The organism is Pseudomonas sp. PDM19 (assembly GCF_014852215.1).
Lineage (GTDB): Bacteria > Pseudomonadota > Gammaproteobacteria > Pseudomonadales > Pseudomonadaceae > Pseudomonas.
Genome location: NZ_JACVBG010000003.1, coordinates 547,698 through 569,802, shown reverse-complemented (window position 1 = coordinate 569,802; position 22,105 = coordinate 547,698). Strand labels below are relative to the sequence as shown.

The 22,105-nt window shown below is 63.7% G+C and carries 23 protein-coding genes and 1 other RNA gene; 7 read left to right on the top strand and 17 right to left on the bottom strand.

Going from position 1 to position 22,105, the window contains the following annotated elements:
* The 9 genes from mraY to rsmI form a co-directional block, all read right to left on the bottom strand.
* Window positions 1–1,083: a phospho-N-acetylmuramoyl-pentapeptide-transferase gene (mraY, locus tag IB273_RS18610; RefSeq protein WP_151189489.1), complete on the bottom strand. Its 1,083-nt coding sequence runs from the start codon at window positions 1,081–1,083 to the stop codon at window positions 1–3.
* A complete protein-coding gene (locus tag IB273_RS18605; protein WP_192224733.1) occupies window positions 1,084–2,448 on the bottom strand; it encodes a UDP-N-acetylmuramoyl-tripeptide--D-alanyl-D-alanine ligase in 1,365 nt (454 codons plus the stop codon). It lies immediately after the preceding gene.
* Window positions 2,441–3,904, bottom strand: coding sequence for a UDP-N-acetylmuramoyl-L-alanyl-D-glutamate--2,6-diaminopimelate ligase (locus IB273_RS18600; RefSeq protein ID WP_192224732.1), 1,464 nt, complete (start codon window positions 3,902–3,904; stop codon window positions 2,441–2,443). The genes IB273_RS18605 and IB273_RS18600 overlap by 8 nt, the downstream gene beginning before the upstream one ends.
* Window positions 3,904–5,652 carry a peptidoglycan D,D-transpeptidase FtsI family protein gene (locus tag IB273_RS18595; protein WP_081517488.1) on the bottom strand — a complete coding sequence of 583 codons (1,749 nt, stop codon included), beginning with the start codon at window positions 5,650–5,652 and terminating at the stop codon, window positions 3,904–3,906. Before IB273_RS18595 ends, IB273_RS18600 begins: the two co-directional genes overlap by 1 nt.
* Window positions 5,649–5,942 carry a cell division protein FtsL gene (gene ftsL, locus IB273_RS18590; protein ID WP_045209619.1) on the bottom strand — a complete coding sequence of 98 codons (294 nt, stop codon included), beginning with the start codon at window positions 5,940–5,942 and terminating at the stop codon, window positions 5,649–5,651. Before ftsL ends, IB273_RS18595 begins: the two co-directional genes overlap by 4 nt.
* On the bottom strand, window positions 5,939–6,880 hold the full coding sequence (gene rsmH, locus IB273_RS18585) for a 16S rRNA (cytosine(1402)-N(4))-methyltransferase RsmH (protein WP_139791527.1): 942 nt from the start codon (window positions 6,878–6,880) through the stop codon (window positions 5,939–5,941). Before rsmH ends, ftsL begins: the two co-directional genes overlap by 4 nt.
* A gap of 8 nt (window positions 6,881–6,888) precedes the next feature.
* Complete coding sequence (gene mraZ, locus IB273_RS18580) at window positions 6,889–7,344, bottom strand: division/cell wall cluster transcriptional repressor MraZ (protein ID WP_081517487.1); 456 nt, start codon at window positions 7,342–7,344, stop codon at window positions 6,889–6,891.
* Between the two features lie 307 nt (window positions 7,345–7,651).
* Window positions 7,652–8,008: RNase P RNA component class A (gene rnpB, locus IB273_RS18575), an RNA gene on the bottom strand.
* Between the two features lie 40 nt (window positions 8,009–8,048).
* Window positions 8,049–8,897: a 16S rRNA (cytidine(1402)-2'-O)-methyltransferase gene (gene rsmI / locus IB273_RS18570; protein ID WP_192224731.1), complete on the bottom strand. Its 849-nt coding sequence runs from the start codon at window positions 8,895–8,897 to the stop codon at window positions 8,049–8,051.
* Window positions 8,898–9,023: 126 nt separating this feature from the next.
* On the opposite strand from rsmI, the gene IB273_RS18565 reads away from it, so the two are divergent.
* Genes IB273_RS18565 through IB273_RS18550 form a run of 4 tightly spaced genes read left to right on the top strand, consistent with a single transcriptional unit; the run spans window position 9,024 to window position 12,409 of the window.
* Window positions 9,024–10,838, top strand: a complete 1,815-nt coding sequence (locus IB273_RS18565; RefSeq protein ID WP_192224730.1) for a penicillin-binding protein activator — start codon at window positions 9,024–9,026, stop codon at window positions 10,836–10,838.
* The gene (locus IB273_RS18560) at window positions 10,835–11,212 is read left to right on the top strand and encodes a YraN family protein (protein ID WP_192224729.1); all 378 of its coding nucleotides are present in this window, start codon (window positions 10,835–10,837) and stop codon (window positions 11,210–11,212) included. Before IB273_RS18565 ends, IB273_RS18560 begins: the two co-directional genes overlap by 4 nt.
* Before the next feature lie 28 nt (window positions 11,213–11,240).
* The gene (locus IB273_RS18555) at window positions 11,241–11,834 is read left to right on the top strand and encodes a phosphoheptose isomerase (RefSeq protein WP_017518113.1); all 594 of its coding nucleotides are present in this window, start codon (window positions 11,241–11,243) and stop codon (window positions 11,832–11,834) included.
* Entirely contained in the window at window positions 11,831–12,409 is a 579-nt protein-coding gene (locus IB273_RS18550; RefSeq protein ID WP_045209615.1) for a BON domain-containing protein, read from the top strand. The genes IB273_RS18555 and IB273_RS18550 overlap by 4 nt, the downstream gene beginning before the upstream one ends.
* A 49-nt stretch (window positions 12,410–12,458) precedes the next feature.
* Here the strand turns inward: IB273_RS18550 and IB273_RS18545 are convergent, their stop codons facing one another.
* The 7 genes from IB273_RS18545 to rplM all read right to left on the bottom strand — a co-directional run bounded on the left by IB273_RS18545 (window position 12,459) and on the right by rplM (window position 17,254).
* The gene (locus IB273_RS18545) at window positions 12,459–12,863 is read right to left on the bottom strand and encodes a ClpXP protease specificity-enhancing factor (protein WP_081517483.1); all 405 of its coding nucleotides are present in this window, start codon (window positions 12,861–12,863) and stop codon (window positions 12,459–12,461) included.
* A gap of 11 nt (window positions 12,864–12,874) precedes the next feature.
* Window positions 12,875–13,492 (bottom strand): glutathione S-transferase N-terminal domain-containing protein, encoded by a 618-nt coding sequence (locus IB273_RS18540; RefSeq protein ID WP_081517482.1) that lies wholly within the window; start codon window positions 13,490–13,492, stop codon window positions 12,875–12,877.
* Window positions 13,493–13,585: 93 nt separating this feature from the next.
* A complete protein-coding gene (locus tag IB273_RS18535; protein ID WP_081517481.1) occupies window positions 13,586–14,368 on the bottom strand; it encodes a cytochrome c1 in 783 nt (260 codons plus the stop codon).
* A complete protein-coding gene (locus tag IB273_RS18530) occupies window positions 14,368–15,579 on the bottom strand; it encodes a cytochrome b (protein WP_045209611.1) in 1,212 nt (403 codons plus the stop codon). Before IB273_RS18530 ends, IB273_RS18535 begins: the two co-directional genes overlap by 1 nt.
* A complete protein-coding gene (petA, locus tag IB273_RS18525; protein ID WP_081517479.1) occupies window positions 15,579–16,169 on the bottom strand; it encodes a ubiquinol-cytochrome c reductase iron-sulfur subunit in 591 nt (196 codons plus the stop codon). The genes IB273_RS18530 and petA overlap by 1 nt, the downstream gene beginning before the upstream one ends.
* 249 nt (window positions 16,170–16,418) lie before the next feature.
* Entirely contained in the window at window positions 16,419–16,811 is a 393-nt protein-coding gene (gene rpsI, locus IB273_RS18520) for a 30S ribosomal protein S9 (RefSeq protein ID WP_015475858.1), read from the bottom strand.
* Between the two features lie 14 nt (window positions 16,812–16,825).
* Window positions 16,826–17,254 (bottom strand): 50S ribosomal protein L13, encoded by a 429-nt coding sequence (gene rplM, locus IB273_RS18515; protein ID WP_015475857.1) that lies wholly within the window; start codon window positions 17,252–17,254, stop codon window positions 16,826–16,828.
* Between the two features lie 246 nt (window positions 17,255–17,500).
* Between rplM and IB273_RS18510 the strand changes: the two genes are divergently transcribed.
* Window positions 17,501–18,538, top strand: a complete 1,038-nt coding sequence (locus IB273_RS18510; protein ID WP_192224728.1) for an NADP(H)-dependent aldo-keto reductase — start codon at window positions 17,501–17,503, stop codon at window positions 18,536–18,538.
* 57 nt (window positions 18,539–18,595) lie between these two features.
* On the opposite strand, the gene IB273_RS18505 is transcribed toward IB273_RS18510, so the two are convergent.
* Window positions 18,596–19,741: an acyl-CoA dehydrogenase family protein gene (locus IB273_RS18505; RefSeq protein WP_174824619.1), complete on the bottom strand. Its 1,146-nt coding sequence runs from the start codon at window positions 19,739–19,741 to the stop codon at window positions 18,596–18,598.
* 253 nt (window positions 19,742–19,994) lie between these two features.
* Here IB273_RS18505 and IB273_RS18500 point away from each other — a divergent pair, with 253 nt between their 5' ends.
* Both IB273_RS18500 and IB273_RS18495 read left to right on the top strand, forming a co-directional pair.
* Window positions 19,995–20,894: a GlxA family transcriptional regulator gene (locus IB273_RS18500; protein ID WP_192225053.1), complete on the top strand. Its 900-nt coding sequence runs from the start codon at window positions 19,995–19,997 to the stop codon at window positions 20,892–20,894.
* 91 nt (window positions 20,895–20,985) lie between these two features.
* A complete protein-coding gene (locus IB273_RS18495) occupies window positions 20,986–21,951 on the top strand; it encodes a hypothetical protein (protein ID WP_192224727.1) in 966 nt (321 codons plus the stop codon).
* Window positions 21,952–22,105 lie beyond the last annotated feature (154 nt).

Here is a 22,105-nt window from a genome sequence, read left to right as displayed (position 1 = left end):
TCAACGCAGTTTCAACGTAGCCAGGCCGATCAGCACGAGAATCACCGTGATGATCCAGAAGCGCACGATCACGCGCGGCTCCGGCCAGCCTTTGAGTTCGAAGTGGTGGTGGATCGGCGCCATGCGGAACACCCGCTTGCCGGTCAACTTGAAGGAGGCGACCTGGATCACCACCGACAGGGTTTCCATGACGAACACGCCACCCATGATGAACAGCACGATTTCCTGGCGGACGATCACGGCGATGGTGCCCAGCGCGGCGCCCAGCGCCAGCGCGCCGACGTCACCCATGAAGACCTGGGCCGGATAGGTGTTGAACCAGAGGAAGCCCAACCCAGCGCCGACGATGGCGCCGCAGAAGATGATCAGTTCGCCCGCACCCGGCACGCTCGGGATGAACAGGTATTCGGCGAATTTGATGTTGCCCGACAGGTAGCAGAATATCCCCAGCGCGCCGCCGACCATCACGGTGGGCATGATCGCCAGGCCGTCGAGGCCGTCGGTCAGGTTCACCGCGTTGCTGGAGCCGACGATCACGAAGTAGGTCAGCACCACGAAGAAGATGCCCAGCGGGATCTCGACGTTTTTCAGCATCGGCACGATCAGGGTGGTCTCGACCGGCGTCTCGGCAGTCATATAGAGGAAGATCGCCGCGCCCAGGCCGAATACCGACTGCCAGAAATACTTCCAGCGGCTCGGCAGGCCGCGGGAGTTCTTCTCGATCACCTTGCGGTAGTCATCCACCCAACCGATGGCGCCGAACAGCAGGGTCACAGCCAGCACGACCCAGACGTAACGGTTCGACCAGTCGGACCACAGCAGCGTGCTGATGGCGATGGCGGTGAGAATCAGCGCGCCCCCCATGGTCGGCGTGCCTTTCTTGGACAGGTGCGATTGCGGACCGTCGTTGCGCACGGACTGGCCGATCTGGCGGACCTGCAGGGTGCGGATCATCCACGGGCCCAGCCAGAGCGACAGGGCGAGTGCGGTCAGCACGCTGAGGATGCCGCGCAGGGTCAGGTACTGGAAGACGCCGAAGCCCTTGTAGAACTGTTGCAGGTACTCGGCGAGCAGCAGCAGCATTTAGTGAATCTCCTCGGAGGAACCACACAGCGCCGCGACGACCTTGTCCATCGCCGCGCTGCGGGAACCCTTGATCAGAATGGTGGTGGTCGATGCTTCGTCGGCCAGGGCGCTGATCAGGCTGGCCTGATCGGCGAAGTGCCGGCCCGCGGAACCGAACGCCTGCACGGCGTGGCTCATCAACGGTCCGACGGCATAGAGCGAGGTGACTTTGCCAATGGCGTAGGTTCCCACTTCGCGGTGGGAAGATTCCGCCCAGGCACCCAGCTCGCCCATGTCCCCGAGGACCAGGACGGTCCGGCCGGAAAAGCCGGCGAGTATATCAATCGCCGCGCAGATTGAAGCCGGGTTGGCGTTGTAGCTGTCGTCGATCACACGCATGCCATTCGTCGCCAGCTGGGCTACGGCGCGACCCTTGACCGGCTGCAGGTTCTGCAGGCCGGAAACGATCCCGACCAGCGGCACGCCAAGGGCATGAGCGGCAGCGGCAGCGGCCAGCGCATTCGTGACGTTGTGCTCACCCAGCAGATTCAGCTGGACGGCAGCCTCGCCGGCCGGGCCCTGCAGGGTGAAACCCGGGCAACCACGAGCATCACGCTTCACATCGCTGGCGCGGAATTCGGCGCGCGCATCGTGCAGGCCGAAACTGGAGATACGGCGACCGGCAGCACGGACCTGCCAGGTATCAAAGGCCTTGTCGTCGCGATTGAGGATGGCCACGCCGTCGGCAGCCAGCCCCTCGAGAATCTCTCCCTTGGCCAGGACGATCTTGTCCTGGCCGCCGAACTCACCCACGTGGGCGGTGCCGGCGTTGGTGATGATGGCGACCTGCGGGCGGGTCAACGCGACGGTGTAGGCGATCTCGCCGACACGGTTGGCGCCCAGCTCGATGACTGCGCTCTTGTGCTCAGGTGCCAGCTGCAACAGGGTCAGCGGTGCGCCGAGGTCGTTGTTCAGGTTGCCGCGGGTCGCCAGGACTTCGCCCTGGGTCCGCAGGATGCTGGCAAGCATCTCCTTCACGGTGGTCTTGCCGCTGGAGCCCGTCACAGCCGCGATGCGACCGGTAAAGGCAGCACGGTTCAGCGCGCCGAGCTGGCCCAGCGCGATACGGGTATCTGCCACGACCAGTTGCGGCAGCGGCGCACCGGCGACTTCGCGCTCGACCAGGGCAGCAACCGCGCCCTTGGCGGCGACGTCAGCCAGGTAGTCGTGGCCGTCGAAACGCGGACCGGTCAGGGCAATGAACAGCTGGCCGGGCACGATGGCGCGGCTGTCGGTGCTCACGGCGTCGAAGCTGGTGTCGGCGCCGACCACACGGCCTTGCAGCGCACCAGCGACCTCGTTGAGCGAAAGGGGTTTAAGCACGCTTCACCTCCCAGGCAGCCAGCGCCTTGGCGGCTTGTTCCAGATCGGAGAACGGGTGGCGAACACCGTCGATCTCCTGGTAATCCTCATGCCCCTTGCCGGCCAGCAGCACGACGTCATCGACGCCCGCAGCGGCGATCAGGCGAGCGATGGCTTCGCCGCGGCCGGGCACGAACTCGACCGCTTCGGGCTTGGCGAAACCGGTACGGATGTCGGCGATGATCGCCTCGCTCTTCTCGGTGCGCGGGTTGTCATCGGTAACCAGCACGCGGTCGGCATGCTGTTCGGCGATCTGCGCCATGATCGGGCGCTTGCCGCTGTCACGGTCGCCGCCGCAGCCGAACAGGCAAAGCAGCTGGCCATGTACGTGCGGACGCAGGGCCAGCAGGACTTTCTCCAGCGCGTCCGGAGTGTGGGCGTAGTCCACAACGACCAGCGGTTTTTCACCGCCGCCCAGGCGCTGCATGCGGCCGATCGGCCCTTCCAGCTGCGGCAGCACCTTGAGCACGTCGCCCAGCGGGTAGTCCAGCCCCAGCAGCGCGCCGACCACGGCCAGCAGGTTGCTCAGGTTGAACTTGCCCAGCAGCGAGCTGCGCAGCAGGCCTTCGCCCTGCGGGGTGACGATCTGCGCTTGCACGCCGGCATCGCTGAAGGTGGCTTCGCGGCAATAGATGTAGGCCGACGGGTCGCTCAGGCTGTAACCCATCAGGCGGGATTCTTGGGACTCGGCAGCCAGCTGGCGACCGAAGTCGTCGTCCAGGTTGATAACCCGGCAACGCAGGCCTTGCCAGGCGAACAGCTTGGCCTTGGCGGCGCCGTAGGCTTCCATCGAGCCGTGGTAGTCCAGATGGTCGCGGGACAGGTTGGTGAACACCGCCACATCGAAGCCCAGCGCCGCAACGCGGCCCTGTTCCAGGCCGTGGGAGGACACTTCCATGGCAACGGCCTTGGCGCCAGCCTGTTTCAGGCGTGCCAGGGTCGCCTGCACGGCAAGCGGGTCAGGCGTGGTGTGGCGACCGCTTTCCAGCGCGCCATAGAAACCGGTGCCGAGGGTGCCGACGATGCCGCAGCGTTCGCCGAGCAGGTCCAGCGCCTGGGCCACCAGTTGGCTGACGCTGGTCTTGCCGTTGGTGCCGGTCACGCCGACCAGTTCGACGCCACGGCTGGGTTCGCCGTAGAAGCGCCCGGCGATAGCGGACAGCTGCTTGGCGAGGCCCTTGATGGCAATCATCGGCACATCGCTGGGTGGCAGGTCTACAGCACCCTCTGCTTCATAGGCAACAGCGGCCGCTCCCTGGGTGAGCGCGGCGGCAATGTGCCCGCGGCCATCCTGACGGCCACCCGGCACAGCCAGGAACAGGTCGCCCGGCTTGACGGTGCGGCTGTCCAGGGTCAGCTCACGGATCAGTTCGCCACTTTCGGCTTGCGGCAGCAGTTGATTCAGGCTCATCGGCATCAGCCACGCCCTCCTTTGGCAGCGGGCGCAGCATCAGCTTGTTGCTGCGGGGTCGCCGGCAGGTTATCCGGCGGCACGTTCATCAGGCGCAGCGTGCCGGACATCACCTTGCTGAACACCGGCGCGGAAACCAGGCCACCGAAGTAGCCGGCCTTGCTGGGTTCATCGATGACCACCACGGCGACGTAGCGCGGGTTGTTCATTGGCGCGAAGCCGGCGAACAGGGAGCGATAGGAATTCTCGGCGTAGCCCTTGGCGCCGGTCGCGGTCTTGCGCGCGGTACCGGACTTGCCGGCCACGTGGTAACCCGGCACCTGGGCGCGGTACACGCCGTTCGGCGCTTCGATCACTTGTTGCAGCATGCCCTGCATGGTCTTGGCGACCGGCTCGGGGATGACCTGGGTGGCTTCGGCCGGACGATCGGCACGGACCATGGTCAGCGGAACGCTGCGGCCATTGTTGGCCAGCGCCGCATAGGCATGGGCGAGCTGGATAGCGGTGACGGACAGGCCGTAGCCGTAGGACAGGGTCGCAGTTTCTGCCTTGCGCCATTCCCGGTAGTTCGGCAGGTTGCCGACACGCTCGCCGGGGAAGCCCAGGCCGGTGTCCTGGCCGAGACCGACCTTCTGCATCAGGCTGTAGATGGCTTCACCACCGATATCGAAGGCGACCTTGCTCATCCCCACGTTACTGGAGCGGATCAGGATGCCGGTCAGGTCCAGCACCGGCCCCTCGGTACGGGACACGTCACGAATGGTGTAGCGGCCGATCTGCAGCGTGCCGGGGTAGACCTCGACCTTGTCGGTGGGTTTCCAGCGGCCGGTTTCCAGCGCCGCACTCATGGAGAACGGCTTCATGGTCGAACCCGGCTCGAACACGTCGATCATGGCGCGGTTGCGCATCATCGCCGGCTGCAGGTTGCGACGGTTGTTCGGGTTGTAGGTCGGCTGGTTGGCCATGGCCAGCACTTCGCCGGACTTCACGTCGAGGATCACCAGGCTGCCGGCCTTGGCGCCGTTCTCCACCAGCGCATTGCGCAGCTCGCGGTTGGCGAGATACTGCAGGCGCAGGTCGATGGACAGGGCCAGGGTCTTGCCGGCCTTGGCGTTGCGGGTGACCTGCACATCGCGGATCAGATGGCCACGGCGGTCCTTGAGCACCTGGCGCTTGCCCGGCACGCCGGCCAGCCAGCTGTCGAAGGCCAGTTCCACACCTTCACGGCCGCGGTCGTCGACGTCGGTGAAGCCCACCACCTGCGCGGCGACTTCGCCGGACGGGTAGAAGCGGCGGAATTCTTCAACCGAATAGACGCCGGGGATGCGATGGGTCTTCACCTGGGCCATCACGGCCTCGCCCTGCTCCGGGGTCAGGCCACGGACCAGATAGATGAACTCCTTGTCGGCGTTCGCGTCCAGGCGCTCGGACAGCGCCGCCTTGGGCTGACCAAGGGCGTCAGCGAGGAAGCCCCACTTTTCACGCTCGAGCACCAGCTCCTTGGGGTTGGCCCAGAGCGTGGCAACCGGGGTACTCACGGCCAGCGGTTCGCCATTACGGTCGGTAATCAGGCCACGGTGCGCGGGAATGGTGATGTGCCGCACACTGCGCGCATCACCCTGGCCCTTGAGGAAATCATGGTCGATGACGTGCAGGTCGACGATCCGCCAGGCGATCGCCGCCACCATCGCCAGCAGCAGGGCGATGACGACGCGGAAGCGCCAGGGATAGCGAGCGCCGGCCAGATCTCTCATGGTGCCACCATGATGATTTCGGTCGGATCAGGCACACGCATCTTCAACTGGTCGGTTGCCAGGCCTTCGATGCGGCTATGCGCCGTCCAGGTGCTCTGCTCGAGAATCAGGCGGCCGTACTCGGCCTGCGCCTTGTCGCGAATGTTGAGCTCGGTGTACAGCGAGTTGAGCAACTGGCGGTTCCAGTACGCGCTATAGGAAACAGAGATGGCCGACAGCAGCACGCCGATGAACAGCAGCAACATGAAGAAGCTGCCGGTCGGCAGGCGCTTGGAGAAGAGCCGGCTCATCTGAGCTTCTCCGCGATGCGCATGACCGCGCTGCGCGAGCGCGGGTTGGCCTTGAGTTCGGCCTCAGAGGCATAGACCGGCTTGCCGATGAGTTTCAGGCGCGGGTCAAAGGGCTTGACCTGGATCGGCAGATTGCGCGGCAGGTTGTCCGCCTCGCCCTTCACCTGCTTGCGCATGAACTGTTTGACGATGCGGTCTTCCAGCGAATGGAAGCTGATCACCACCAGGCGACCGCCCACGGCCAGGCCTTCCAGCGCAGCCTCGAGGCCACGTTCCAGATCGCCCAGCTCGTTGTTGATGAAGATCCGCAGCCCCTGGAAGGCGCGGGTAGCCGGGTTCTTGCCCTTCTCCCAGGCCGGATTGGCCTCGGTGATCACCGCTGCCAGATCGGCAGTGCGCTCGAACGGCGCTTGCGCGCGGCGCTGCACGATCGCGCGAGCCATACGCTTGGCGAAACGCTCTTCGCCGTAATCCTTGAACACGCGAGCGATCTCGTCTTCCGCGGCAGTGGCGATCCACTGCGCGGCGCTGACGCCCTGGTCCGGGTTCATGCGCATGTCCAGCGGGCCGTCGTTGAGGAAACTGAAGCCCCGCTCGGGGTCATCCAGCTGCGGCGAAGACACGCCAAGGTCCAGCAGAACGCCGTTCACGCTGCCCTGCAGGCCGCGCGCGGAGAACTCTTCCGCCATCTCGGCGAAGGACCTTTGCACAATGACGAAGCGGCCGTCTTCGGCCGCCAGTGTTTTTCCCGTCGCAATCGCCTGGGGATCCTTGTCGAACCCGAGCAGTTGACCGCCCGGGCCGAGTCTCCCAAGCAAGGCCCGGCTGTGCCCTCCCCTTCCGAAGGTTCCGTCCACATAGCGGCCGCCCTCCAGGGGGGCCAGCGCTTCGACGGCCTCCTCGAGCAGAACGGTGATGTGTTGGAAGGTACTGGTCACAGGCAGGCTCACAGAATAAGGTCGCGCAATTCATCCGGCAGACCGCCGGGCTCTTTGATGGCTGCGAGATCGGCCTCGGCAACCGCATTCCATTTGTCTTCGTCCCACAACTGGAACTTGTTCAGCTGGCCGACCAGCATCGCTTTCTTGTCCAGGCCGGCGTACTCGCGCAGGCGCGGCGGAATGAGAAAACGCCCGGCGCCATCCAGCTCCAGGTCAACGGCATTGCCAATCAGCAAACGCTGCAGGCGCCGCGTTTCTTCACGCAGCGAGGGCAGTTCGCGCAGCTTGGCTTCGATGAGCTCCCATTCAGGGAGGGGATAGACAGTGAGGCAGGTGTCGACGGCATCGATGGTGACGATGAGCTGGCCATTGCAACGCGAAACGAGCTCGTCACGATACCGACTCGGCATCGCGAGGCGCCCTTTGGCGTCGAGACTGATGGCGTTAGCTCCGCGAAACACGTCAGCGCTTCCCCTGTGGTTGGCTATCCATGCCTGTTGATCCCACTTTTACCCACTTCGTACCACTTCCGCACACTATAGAAATCCGCGCTCCCCACCGTCAAGGCGAGCCAGAGGGGAAAAATCCTTACAGGACTGAGATTTAGCGTGCTTTTGCGAGGCTCGGGGAGGGAAATTGACGCGCCAGAAAAGAGAAAAGCCCAGTGTTTTCAAAACACTGGGCTTTCATACTTAAAGTGATTTCTTAAGTTTGTAACTTCTTCCGGTCAGCGACAAATGGTCATGTGGGAAGAAGTGGAGGAAAAGTGGTGAGAGTCGATCTGTAAGCCGGGTTCTGTCGAGGACAGCCATTCCTCTGGGACATACATCACTGCATGCCTCAAGCGATCTACCCGAACCCAACGCGGGCCGCGCCAATGGGTTCCTATTTGATCTTGCTCCGAGTGGGGTTTACCTAGCCACGAACTGTTGCCAGCCGTGCGGTGCGCTCTTACCGCACCTTTTCACCCTTACCGGCGCTTGCGCGCTTAGGCGGTTATTTTCTGTGGCACTTTCCGTAGGCTCGCGCCTCCCAGGCGTTACCTGGCACTCTGCCCTGTGGAGCCCGGACTTTCCTCCACCCCGTGGTGGAACACCACGGAACAGCGACTGTCCAATCGACTCTCAGTCCGCAAGATTAGCGGCTGACGACGTTCAGGACAAGCTCAAGCCTTGCCCTGCCGCTCCAGTGCGAGCTGGTAAAGCTGGTTCTTGCGTGCCCCGGTGATCTCCGCGGCAAGCGCTGCAGCGCGCTTGACCGGCAACTCCGCCAGCAACAGATCGAGTACCCGCAAAGTCTGCGCGTCCACCGCCTCATCGCCTTCCGGCGCGGGTTTTCCAGCCACCAGCAGCACGCATTCGCCCCGCTGCTGGTTACTGTCGGACGCCACGAACTCGCGCAACTCGCCCAGCGGCAGCCCCTTCAGGGTCTCGAAGGTCTTGGTCAGCTCGCGCGCCAGCAGCGCCGGCCGTTCGTCGCCAAAGATCGCCGCCATATCCTCGATGCACTCCAGCACCCGGTGCGGCGCCTCGTAGAAAATCAGGGTGCGCGGCTCATCCACCAGCGCCTCCAGACGCCCGCGGCGACCGGTAACCTTGGCGGGCAGGAAGCCTTCGAAGACGAAACGATCCGATGGCAGGCCAGCAGCGGAAAGCGCGGCAATCAGCGCACAGGCCCCCGGTACCGGCACCACGGCGATGCCGGCTGCGCGCGCCTGGCGCACCAGGTGGTAGCCCGGATCGGAAATCAGCGGCGTGCCTGCATCGGAGATCAGCGCAACGTCCTCGCCAGCCTGCAGCTTGGTGAGAAAGCGCCCACCCTGCTCCCGCTCGTTGTGCTCGTGGCAGGCCGCCAGTGGCGTCTGGATGCCGAAGTGCTGCAGCAGGCGCACGGAATGACGGGTGTCTTCGGCCGCGATCAGGGCCACGTCGGCCAGCACCTTCAGCGCCCGGGCGCTGATGTCGTCCAGGTTGCCAATGGGAGTGGCCACCACATAGAGAGTGCCAAGGGTCACGCGCTAACCTCGCCGGAAGTATCTGAAAAAGCCGCATTGTATCCCGATTCCGGCAGCCGCCATCGCGTCACCCTCGCCGCTTGGGTACAATCGGCAGCTCTTTGAATGCGTCACGAGAAGCCCGATATGATCGCTCGCCTGCGTCCGCTATCCGCTCTGTTCCTGGCCGGCATGCTCGCCGCCTGTGCGTCCTCCCCGTCGTCCAATCTCGGCGAACTGCCGCGCACCCCGGACGCCAGCATCGAACAGCTGCTGCAGCAGGCCTCCACCGCCAAGCCGGACGAAGCCGCCGTCCTGCGCCTGTCCGCTGCCGACCTGGCCTACAAGCAGAAGGACCTCGGCCGCTCCACGCAGATCCTCGACCAGATTCCGATGGACAGCCTGAAGCCTGCCCAGCAGGTCTTCGCCAGCACCCTGCGCGCCCAGCTCGAGCTGGCCCGCAACAAGACCAAGGCTGCCCTGAAGGCCTTCGACAACCCCAGCTTCCAGCGCCTGGGCGAAATGCCCGTGGACCTGCAGGCCCGCGCCGGCATGGTCAAATCCCTGGCCCTGGCCGCCGACGGCCAGACCCTGAGCGCCGCCCGCGAGCGCGTGTTCATCGACCCGCTGCTCAACGCCGAAGCCAGCAAGGCCAACCATGAGGAAATCTGGAAACTGGTGTCCAGCCTGCCCCTGGAGCAGATGCAGGCCAGCAGCAACGAAGGTGACCTGAATGGCTGGCTGGAGCTGGCACGCATCACCAAGTCTTCCTCGACTCTGAAGGAACAACAGTCGAACATCGACAACTGGGTCGCGCAGAACCCGGATCATCCGGCCGCCAAGCAACTGCCTGACGCCCTGACCAAGCTGAAGTCCCTGGCCGCCCAGCCGCTGAACAAGATCGGCCTGCTGCTGCCGCAACAGGGCCAGCTCGCCTCCGTCGCCCGCGCCCTGCAGGACGGCTTCCTCGCCGCCCATTACCAGGCCCAGCAGAGCGGCCAGGCGCAGCCGGCGATCAAGCTCTACGACAGCACCCAGGTGCGCTCGCTGGACGAGTTCTACCGCCAGGCGCAGGCCGATGGCGTACAACTGGTCGTCGGCCCGCTGGAGAAGAACCTGGTCAAGCAGATGAGCAGCCAGCCGCAACTGCCGATCACCACCCTGGCGCTGAACTATGCCGACGGCAACCAGGAAGGTCCGGCCCAGCTCTTCCAGTTCGGCCTGTCCGCCGAGGACGAAGCCCGCGAAGTCGCCAACCGCGCCTGGAACGACGGCATGCGCCGCGCCGTGGCCCTGGTACCGCGCGGCGAGTGGGGCGACCGTGTGCTCGCCTCCTTCAGCCGCAACTGGCAAGCCGCCGGCGGCACCCTGATCGCCGCCGAGCACGTCGACCAGCCGGTTGAGCTGGCCCGCCAGATCGCCGACCTGCTGCAACTGCGCCAGAGCGAAGGCCGCGCCAAGCGCCTGCAGGGCGTGCTCGACAGCAGCGTCGACACCCAGCCGTCGCGCCGCCAGGACATCGACTTCATTTTCCTCGCCGCCACCCCGCAGCAGGCCCGCCAGATCAAGCCGACCCTGGCATTCCAGTACGCTGGCGACCTGCCCGTCTACGCCACCTCCAACCTGTACACCGGCGTAAACAACCCGGCGCAGGACCAGGACCTGAACGGCATCCGCTTCTGCGAGACCCCGTGGCTGTTGAACCCGAACAACGCCCTGCGCCAACAGGTCGCCGCGCAGTGGCCGGCCGCCAACGGCAGTCTCGGCCGCCTTTACGCCATGGGTGCCGACGCCTACCAACTGGCCCCGCGCCTGCCGGAACTGAAGGCGGTGCCGAGCATGCAGGTTGACGGCCTGACCGGCACCCTGAGTGTCAGCGCCAGCCAGCGCGTCGAGCGCCGCCTGCCGTGGGCCGAGTTCAAGAATGGCCAGGTCCAGCCGCTGGAGAACAGCGGTATTTGATCGGCAACAGCCCTACCCAGAAGGCCGGGCGGCTGGCCGAAGCCGCCGCCCTGGCCCACCTGGAACAGTATGGATTGCGCCTCCTGGCGCAGAACTGGACGTGCCGCCGAGGCGAGCTTGATCTGGTCATGCTGGACGGCGATACAGTAGTATTCGTCGAAGTTCGCTCCCGCCGGCATTCCGCCTGGGGAGGAGCGCTGGAGAGCGTGGACTGGCGCAAGCAACAGCGCCTGGCCATCTCCGCTGAACTCTTCCTGCAACAGAACGCCCGCTGGAGCAGTCATCCCTGCCGGTTCGACATCGTCGCCATCGACGCGCGCGGCCCAGGCTCCGCAGGGCACTTGAACTGGATTCCCAACGCTTTTGACACCTGATCAGACGCCCGACGAAAGGTCACACCTGATGGACATGCAATCCCGTATCCGCCAGCTCTTCCATGCCAGCATCGAGACCAAGCAACAGGCCACCGAGGTGCTCATCCCGCATATCGAGCAGGCCAGCATGGTCATGGTCAACGCCCTGCTGAACGAGGGCAAGATTCTCTCCTGCGGCAACGGCGGTTCCGCCGGCGACGCTCAGCACTTCTCCTCCGAACTGCTGAACCGCTTCGAGCGCGAGCGCCCGAGCCTGCCGGCGGTCGCGCTGACCACCGACAGCTCCACCATCACCTCGATCGCCAACGACTACAGCTACAACGAAGTCTTCTCCAAGCAGATCCGCGCCCTCGGCCAGCCGGGCGACGTGCTGCTGGCGATTTCCACCAGCGGCAACTCGGCGAACGTCATTCAGGCGATCCAGGCCGCACATGATCGCGAAATGGTTGTCGTAGCTCTGACCGGCCGCGACGGCGGCAACATGGCATCGTTGCTGCTGCCCGAAGACGTGGAGATCCGCGTTCCGGCCAAGGTCACCGCACGCATCCAGGAAGTCCACCTGCTGGTCATCCACTGCCTGTGCGACCTAATCGACCGTCAACTTTTCGGGAGTGAAGAATGACCCGCACCCCTCTGATCGCAGCCGCACTGGCCGTGACCATGGCACTGGGTGGCTGCACAAGCTTCGTGAGTGCCACCCGCGACAAGCCGATCGACGATGACAAGGGTACCCGTACCCTTGGCAGCAAGATCGACGACTCGCTGATCGAAACCAAGGTGGCAGTGAACGTCGCCAAGGCCGACGCGGACCTCGACCGCAATTCCCACGTCGTGGTGATCAGCTACAACGGCGTGGTACTGCTGGCCGGCCAGACCCCGCGCGCCGACCTGAAGAACAAGGCCGAACAGGCCGCCAAGGAAGTGCAGAAGGTCAAGACCGTGCACAACGAGCTGCAGATCCTGCAGCCCTCCTCCCTGGCCGCCCGCAGCAACGACACCTGGCTGACCACCAAGATCAAGAGCCAGATGCTCGCTGACGCCAACGTTCCCTCCACTCGCATCAAGGTCCTGACCGAGAACGGCATCGTCTACATGCTGGGCCTGGTGACCCGCAAGGAAGGCGACCTGGCCACCCAGGTGGTGCAGGGCGTGGACGGCGTACAGAAGATCGTCCGCCTGTTCGAGTACATCGACTGATCACTCGACCGCAGGCATGAAAAAGGCGACCCTCGGGTCGCCTTTTTTATTACTTCACCACCTTGAGGCTCGGCCGGCCACTGGGACGCGGCGGCTCGTCGGAGGGGCCGTCATCGGGCAGATCCTCGTCATCGGTGGGCACCGGCGGCTCCAGGTCGAAGACCATGCCCTGGCCGTTCTCCCGCGCGTAGATGGCCATCACGGCCTGGGACGGGACATAGAGGCTCTGGGCGACGCCACCGAAGCGACCTTCGAAGCTGACCGCCTCGTTGTCCATCTGCAGGTGGCGCACCGCGGTCGGAGAGACGTTGAGCACGATCTGGCCGTCGCTGGCATAACCCGGCGGAACCCGCACACCCGGGTACTCGGAATTAACCAGGATATGCGGCGTGCAGCCGTTGTCGACGATCCACTCATAGAGGGCTCGCACGAGGTAGGGACGACTGGAGTTCATCATCAGGCTCCTTAGCGCATATCACGTTCGATAGAGGACAGGCTCGCACGGAAAGTTTCCCGCGCAAACTGCCGCTCCATGTAATCCAGCAGAGGCTTCGCCGGCCGCGGAAGCTCAATGCCCAGGATCGGCAGGCGCCAGAGGATCGGCAGCAGGCAGCAATCCACCAGGCTCAGCTCGTCACTGAGGAAGAACGCCTTGTCGGCGAACAGCGGCGACACTCCGGTCAGGCTCTCACGCAACTCCTTGCGCGCCAAGGCTCGTTCGGCGTCCTTGCGGCGGGTATCGAGGATACGATCCACCAGGCTGCACCAGTCGCGCTGGATGCGATGCATCAGCAGGCGGCTGTTGGCGCGGGCTACCGGATAGACCGGAAGCAGCGGCGGGTGTGGATAACGTTCATCGAGGTACTCCATGACCACCGTCGACTCGTAGAGCGCAAGATCACGATCCACCAGGGTCGGCAGGCTGCCATAGGGATTCACTTCGGCGAGTTTGGCCGGGATGTTGCCGACAGGTACGTCAATGATGTCGGCGACGACGCTCTTCTCGGCCAGCACCAGGCGCACGCGATGGCTGTAGTGGCAGGAAGGGTCGGAGAAACAGGTGAGCTTGTTGATTGCGGCCATGCCGCGCGCCTCCTCGCAGGATCTTCTTGTGGGAGGTAGAAAAACGCACGCGCGCCCCGTAGGGCGCGCGCTTGTTACTACGACGGGTGGTGCTTAGTGCACGTCCTTCCAGTATTCACGCTTGAGCAGGTAGGCGAATACGAAGAAGAAGGCCAGGAACAGCAGAACGTAGGTGCCGATGCGGTGAGAATCCAGCTTGTTCGGGTCAGCCGAATAAGCCAGGAAGGTCACCAGGTTCTTCACCTTCTCGTCGAACTGAGCTTCGGTCAGCTGGCCGGATTTCGGCACGATGGTCAGCTGGTCGCAGGCTTCGTGGGTCAGCGGGGTACCGGTCAGAGGATCGTACTGCTTCTTGCCATCCTCGACGACCTGAACCTGCTTGCAACCGACGACCTGGCGACCCTGCAGGCTCACCAGCACGTTCGGCATGCCGACGTTCGGGAAGATCTTGTTGTTCACGCCCCACGGACGCTTGGGATCTTCGTAGAACGAACGCAGGTAGGTGTACAGCCAGTCAGCACCACGAACGCGGGCCACCAGAGTCAGGTCCGGCGGCGCAGCACCGAACCATGCCTTGGCGTCGGCCGGCTTCATGCCGATGTCCATGTGGTCGCCGATCTTCGCACCGGTGAACACCAGGTGGCTCATCATCAGCTCTTCCGGGATACCCAGATCACGGCCAACACGCTCATAACGCTGGAACTTGGCGCTGTGGCAGCCCATGCAGTAGTTGGCGAAGGTACGCGCGCCATCCTGCATGGCGGCCTTGTCGGTCAGGTCGATATCGACCTTGTCCAGGGCCGGGCCATGGCCTTCGGCGGCGAAGCCGAAGACAGGCAGCAGAGCCAGAACAAATGCAGCGAATTGCTTTTTCATCAGCCAGTCACCCTTTCCGGAACCGGTTTGGTTTTCTCCATCCGGGTGTAGAACGGCATCAGGATGAAGAAGGCGAAATACAGAATGGTGCACAGGCGGGACAGCGTGGTGCCCAGCGGCGACGGCGCTTGCGAGCCGTAGTAGCCAAGGATCACGAAGGAAACCGCGAAGATCACCAGCCAGATCTTGCTCAGCCAGCCCTTGTAGCGGATCGAGCGAACCGGGCTACGGTCGAGCCACGGCAGCACGAACAGCACGGCGATGGCGGCGCCCATGGCGATGACACCCATCAGCTTGTCCGGAACGGCGCGCAGGATGGCGTAGAACGGAGTGAAGTACCACACCGGAGCGATGTGCTCGGGGGTCTTGAACTGGTTCGCCATCTCGAAGTTGGGCTTCTCGAGGAAGAAACCGCCCATTTCCGGGAAGAAGAAGATCACGGTGCAGAAGACGAACAGGAAGACCACGACACCGACGATGTCTTTCACGGTGTAGTACGGGTGGAACGGGATGCCATCCAGCGGGATGCCGTTCTCGTCCTTCTTCTTCTTGATGTCCACGCCGTCGGGGTTGTTCGAGCCGACTTCGTGCAGCGCCAGGATGTGCAGCACGACCAGGCCGAGCAGGACGATCGGCAGCGCGATCACGTGCAGGGCGAAGAAGCGGTTCAGGGTGATACCGGAGATCAGGAAGTCACCACGGATCCACTGGGCCAGGTCTTCGCCGACGACCGGAATCGCGCCGAACAGCGAGATGATCACCTGGGCACCCCAGTAGGACATCTGGCCCCAGGGCAGCAGGTAGCCCATGAAGGCCTCGGCCATCAGGGCGAGGTAGATCAGCATGCCGAAGATCCACACCAGCTCGCGGGGCTTCTGGTACGAACCGTACAGCAGGCCACGGAACATGTGCAGGTAGACGACCACGAAGAACGCCGATGCACCGGTGGAGTGCATGTAGCGGATAATCCAGCCGTAATCTACATCTCGCATGATGTACTCGACGGACGCGAAAGCTTCTTCGGCCGACGGGGTGAAGCTCATGGTCAGCCAGATACCGGTGAGGATCTGGTTAACCAGGACGAGCAGCGCGAGGGAGCCGAAGAAGTACCAGAAGTTGAAGTTCTTCGGGGCGTAGTACTTGCTCAGATGGTCTTCCCACATCTTGGTCGCGGGGAAGCGGGCATCGACCCAAGCCATGAACTTGTTCATCAGGCTTTCTCCTGGTCCACACCGATGGTCAGCTCGTCACCATCAAGCGAATAAGGCGGAATCGGCAGGTTCAGGGGCGCGGGCTGTCCCTTGTAAACGCGGCCGGCGAGGTCGTAATGGGAGCCGTGGCACGGGCAGAAGTAGCCACCTTTCCAATCCGGACCGAGGTCTGCGGGAGCGACTTCCGGGCGGAAGGTCGGCGAGCAGCCCAGGTGGGTGCAGATGCCGACGATCACAGCCAGTTCAGGCTTGATCGAGCGCACCTTGGGATCGACGTAGGCCGGCTGGTCCGAAGCCTTCGACTCGGGGTCGGCCAGTTGCCCGTCGAGGGTCGGCAGCGCGTCCAGCATTTCCTTGGTGCGGTGCACCAGGAATACGGGCTTGCCGCGCCACTCAGCGATCACCTGCTGGCCCGGCTCGATCTTCCCTACGTTGACCTTCACCGGCGCGCCAGCGGCCTTCGCCTTGGCACTGGGGAACCATGACCCCACGAACGGGACCGCAGCTCCGACCGCTCCTGCCGCACCAACCACCGAGGTGGCCGCGACAAGGAAGCGACGCCGGCCTGCATTCACGCCGTCATTACTCATTCAGTCGTCTCCCATCAGCTTCAAGCCTGTTCAAATCAGGCTTTTAAGTAAAAATTCGAGCCGCGCAAAAAATTCGCCAAATGGTAAAGAAAAGCCCTTGTGATGACAAGGTAATAGCCTGTTACGCAACCCCTGGAACCCTTGCCCCGCGCGGCTTGCGCGGATGCGACACCTTGCCGCACGAACTTATTGAAGACATAAAAAAACGCCCAGTCCAAAGGATCCGGGCGTTTTTTTCGAAGCGTCGTATTAACGCTTGGAGTACTGCGGACGCTTACGCGCTTTGCGCAGACCGACTTTCTTACGTTCAACTTCGCGGGCGTCGCGAGTGACGTAGCCAGCTTTACGCAGCGAGCTGCGCAGGGTCTCGTCGTACTCGATCAGAGCGCGGGTGATACCGTGACGGATCGCACCAGCTTGACCGCTTACGCCACCGCCGACGACGGTTACGTAGATATCGAACTTCTCGGTGTTCTCGGTCAGCTCGAGCGGCTGACGGACAACCATGCGAGCGGTCTCACGACCGAAGAACTGCTCGATGGAGCGGTTGTTGATGGAGATCTTGCCAGTACCCGGACGCAGGAAGACGCGAGCGGTAGCGGTCTTACGACGGCCAGTGCCGTAATTTTGAGTCGCCGACATAATGAGCTATCCCGTTAAATCTTCAGTTCTTGAGGCTGCTGAGCGGTGTGCGGGTGGTTGGCACCCTTGTACACTTTCAGCTTGCGGTACATGTCGCGGCCCAGCGGGTTCTTCGGCAGCATGCCTTTGACGGCAGTCTCGATAACACGCTCAGGAGCCTTGGCGATCAGCTTCTCGAAGTTGATCGACTTGATACCGCCCGGGAAGCCCGAGTGATGGTAGTACATCTTGTCGGTAGCTTTGGCGCCAGTGACACGAACCTGCTCGGCGTTGATGACGACGATGTAGTCGCCGGTGTCAACGTGCGGGGTGTATTCCGGCTTGTGCTTGCCGCGCAGGCGGGTAGCAATCTCGGTAGCCAGACGACCCAGGGTCAGGCCAGCAGCGTCGACGACGAACCAGTCGCGCTTAACAGTTTCTGGTTTCGCGGTATAAGTTTTCATTCGTTATAGCCTCAGGGGCCGCCTGAAAATAAGACGGCGAATCTTACTGGACAGTGGTTGCCTTGACAAGTCAAGGACAGCCGAAGACAGACACGAATTGGGGCTCGGGTCGGTGTGCGTCCGTAACGACTAGATGTATCGATCGGCAGGCTTTGGCATCCCCCACCGATGAAAGGCTGCGGAATTATGCAGATTCCGGCAGAATTTTCAACCGTCTTACGCACTTGTTTTCATGAGGAGACCTGCATGGAGTACCGCCCGCTCGGCCGCACCGAACTGAAAGTCAGCGCCCTCTGCCTGGGGACCATGACCTGGGGCGAGCAGAATACGCAAAGCGAGGCCTTCGCCCAGATCGAACGAGCCAAGGCCGCCGGTCTGAATTTCATCGATACCGCCGAGATGTACCCGGTGCCGCCGCGCGCGGAAACTTACTCCCGCACCGAGCAGATCATCGGCAACTGGTTCGCCCAGCGCGGCGATCGCGCCGACTGGGTGCTCGCCAGCAAGATCGCCGGCCCCGGCAATTCCATCAGCCACATCCGTGACGGCCAGCCGAAGCTCGACCGCAAGAACATCGTCGCGGCGCTGGACGACAGCCTCAAGCGCCTGCAGACCGACTGGATCGACCTCTACCAGTTGCACTGGCCCGAGCGCAGCACCAACTTCTTCGGCCAACTGGGCTACCAGCACAAGGAAGAAAGCTTCACCGCACTGGAGGACACCCTGGAGGCCCTGGACGAGCAGGTTCGCGCCGGCAAGATCCGCCACGTCGGCCTGTCCAACGAAACGCCCTGGGGCACCATGCGTTTCCTGCAGATCGCCCAGGAGCGCGGCTGGCCGCGCGCGGTGTCGATCCAGAACCCCTACAACCTGCTCAACCGCAGCTTCGAGGTGGGCCTGGCGGAAGTCGCCATCCGCGAGCAGATCGGCCTACTGGCCTACTCTCCCCTGGCCTTTGGCATGCTCTCGGGCAAGTACTTCGGCGGCGCGCGCCCGGCCAATGCACGGATTACCCTGTTCAGCCGCTTCACCCGCTACACCAACCCGCAGACCGCCAGCGCCTGCGACCGCTACGTCACCCTGGCCCGCGAGCACGGCCTGGACCCGGCGCAGATGGCCCTGGCCTTCGTTACCAGCCGGCCGTTCGTGACCAGCAACATCATCGGCGCGACCAACCTCGAACAACTGGAAGCCAACCTCGGCAGCTTCGAGCTGAAGCTCTCCGACGAGGTGCTGGCCGGCATCGAGGCGATCCACAAGGACCAGCCGAACCCGGCCCCCTGATCCTCTGTGCGCCACGAAAAAGCCCGGCCAATGCCGGGCTTTTTTCATCCGCGACGGTTACAGCGCGCGGGCGATGATCTCCTTCATGATCTCGTTGGTGCCGGCGTAGATGCGCTGCACCCGCGCATCGGCCCAGGCACGGGCGATCGGATACTCCCACATGAAGCCGTAACCGCCGTGGAGCTGCACGCATTCATCGAGCACCTTGCACTGCAGGTCGGTGGTCCAGTACTTGGCCATCGCCGCCGTGGGCACGTCCAGCTTGCCTTCCAGATGCTGCTCCAGGCAGCGGTCGACAAAGACGCGGCCAACCTGAATTTCGGTAGCCATTTCCGCGAGCTTGAAGCGCGTGTTCTGGAAGTCCGCGACGGATTTTCCGAAGGCCTTGCGGTCGCGGGTGTAGTCCAGTGTCCATTTCAGCGCTGCCTCGGCCGAGGCCAGCGCGCCGAGGGCCACGGTCAGGCGCTCCTGAGGCAGTTCCTGCATCAGGTAGATGAACCCCTGCCCGTCCTTGCCCAGCAGGTTTTCCTTGGGGATACGCACGTCCTGGAAGAACAGCTCGGAGGTGTCCTGGGCCTTCATGCCGACCTTTTCCAGGCGCTTGCCCTTGCTGAAGCCCGGCGTACCGGCCTCCACCAGGAACAGGCTGGTGCCCTTGGCGCCGGCCTTGGGGTCGGTCTTGGCGACCACGATCACCAGGTCGGCCAGCCAGCCGTTGGTGATGAAGGTCTTCGAACCGTTGATCACGTACTCGTCGCCATCCAGCACGGCGGTGGTCTTCACGCCCTGCAGGTCGGAGCCGGCGCCCGGTTCGGTCATGGCGATGGCCGAGACCATCTCACCGGAAATCAGCTTGGGCAGGTAGCGCTGCTTCAGCTCTTCGCTGCCGTAGTGAAGGATGTAGGGCGCGACGATATCCGAGTGCAGCGAGAAGCCGATGCCGGTCAGGCCCAGGCGGCCGATCTCCTCGATCACCACTGCGCTGTAGAGGAAGTCCGCCGCCATGCCGCCGTAGGCCTCGGGCAGATGCGAGCAGAGCATCCCGGCCTCGCCGGCCTTGTTCCACAGCTGGCGATCGATGTGACCGTCCTTTTCCCACTGGGCGTGGAAGGGCACCGCCTCCTGTTCGAGGAACTTGCGGACGCTGTCGCGGAACAGCTCGTGGTCGGAACTGAACAGGGTTCTTGGAATCATGCGCTGCACCTGCGGATCGGTTGTAGGAATTATTGGAAGGCCGACTGTAGGCCAAGCACGAACCGCTCTGCACTGGACACTTTCGCCAAAAAATAAGACGATCCAGCCGCATCATGACCGCTTTAGCGTCATGCAAAGACATCCATAAGAAGTACAAGAACCGATGCCCAACCCAGCTTCCCGCGTGCTGCGCCGCGTCAGCATCCTCGCCACCCATGGCGTGTTCGGCTCCACCCTGATGCAGGCCAAGGACTTCTTCCACATGGCTGCCCTGCGCCACGGCCGCCAACAGGGCCTCGGCCTGCAGCCCAGCTTTGAGACCCGCATCGTCAGCCCCGACGGCCAGCCGGTGATGAGTTTCAGCGGCGATCTCCTGCCGGTCCACGGCGCCCTGGACGAACCTGAGCTGATCATCCTCCCGGCCTTCTGGGGCGACTTCGACGAACTGCTGACCCTCTACCCGCAGGTGATGCCCTGGCTGCGCGAGCGCCATGCGGCCGGCTGCGTGCTGTGCGGCGAAGTCTCGGGAGTATTCTGGCTGGCCGAGGCCGGCCTGCTGGACGGCAAGGAAGCAACCACCTACTGGCGCTTCTTCCGCGAATTCGCCGAGCGCTACCCCCGGGTGCTGCTCAACCAGGACAAGCACATCGCCGACGCCGACAACATCTACAGCGCCAGCGGCCTGACCTCGGTGCGCGACCTGTACATCTACCTGATCGAGTACTTCTGCGGCGCCGCCGTGGCCCAGGGCGTGGCCCGCGACATCCTCTACGAGGTGCAGCGCACCTACACGCCCGGGCGCCTGGGCTTCGGCGGCCAGAAGCTGCACCACGACCCGGCGATCCTGCAGATCCAGCACTGGCTGGAAGAACACTTCTGCGACAAGTTCCGCTTCGAGGATGTCGCCCGCGAGCACGGCATGAGCATCCGCAACTTCATGCGGCGCTTCCAGGCGGCCACCGGGGACAAGCCACTGCACTACCTGCAGCGCCTGCGCATCGAGACCGCGCGCAATCTGCTGTCCACCAGCCGAAAGAGTATCAAGACCATCAGCTACGAAGTCGGCTACGACGACGCCAGCTTCTTCGCTCGCCTGTTCAGACAGCACACCGGACTGTCGCCGAATCATTACCGGCGTCAGTACGAACAGAAGGAAGCCTGAAACAGGCCATCCCTAGGATGGGTTCACGGACTCGGGTGCAGCCCTATGATCGGGGCAGCAATCGACAACAAGAACCCAACGGGATATCGCCATGCGCCGCTTTCTGCTTGCCCTGCTGGCCGTCTTCAGCCTGAACGCTGTGGCGGACGACACCTGGAAACCCTTCCCCTACGACCAGAGCGCCTTCGACTACAGCAGGGACAAACTGCGCGAGGCCTGGCCGCGCCTGACTCGCGGCTTCGGCGCCAACTACCCCTTCCCGGATGCGGACTGGGTCGTGACCATGGCCACCAAGCATCCGGATGCCCTGGAGAAGACCGTGACCGCCGGCACCGGCTTCAGCGGCAAGCCGGAAGAGGCGCAGGTCTACGCCGAGAAGCTGCAGGACGTGTGGCGCAAGGTATTCCGCGGCGACTTCGCCCAGGCCAGGAAGGACGGTCTCGCGCTGGGTGTCGGCGGGCAGGTGCCGGGCATGTTCGCCCAGGTGCTCTATGCCATGTTCCTCGCGCCGAATCAGGACGAGAAGCAGCGCCTGCTGGAGGAAGTCATCAGCTACACCGACGAGGCCGGCCCACTGCTCAATGCCGACCCCATCGCCCAGTTCGGCCGCGCCTACGCCAAGGCTCGTCTGGCCGAAGACCTGCCGGTGCCGGTAGTGCTCAAGCGCGGCTACACCGGCGACATTCCCAAGGAACTGGACGCCCTGCTGGCCAAGCAGCCGAACCAGCCGTTCGCCCTGGCGCTCTACGGCGGCTATGAAGCGGGCGTGATCCGCAAGGTTGGCAAGCTGGTGGGCAAGATGACCTACGGAGTCAGCGCGGACAAGATGGAGCAGTACTTCGCCAGCTCCTTCCGCGCCGCCGACGACCTGCCCATCGGCCACTACGAATACGCCAACGCGCTGGGCTATGTGTACGGCGAGGACGAGGAGCAGAAGGCGCTGGAGCAGCTGAAGAAGGCCGTGGCGATCAAGCCGATCAATGCCATGGAGGCGCTGGAAGTCGCCCATGCCGAGCAATTGCTGAAGAAGGCGCAACAGGAGATGGCGCAGCGCTGAATACGACTCCACGCCATCCTACGGCTCTCATCCTACGGCTCTATAGAGGCGGACCTTGTCCGCCATCGCGGGCGTGGCCCGCTCCTACGAGGGGCCCGGCACGGTCGGCACAATCCCCGCACCTAGAAAACGAAAAGGCTGCCCTTGGGCAGCC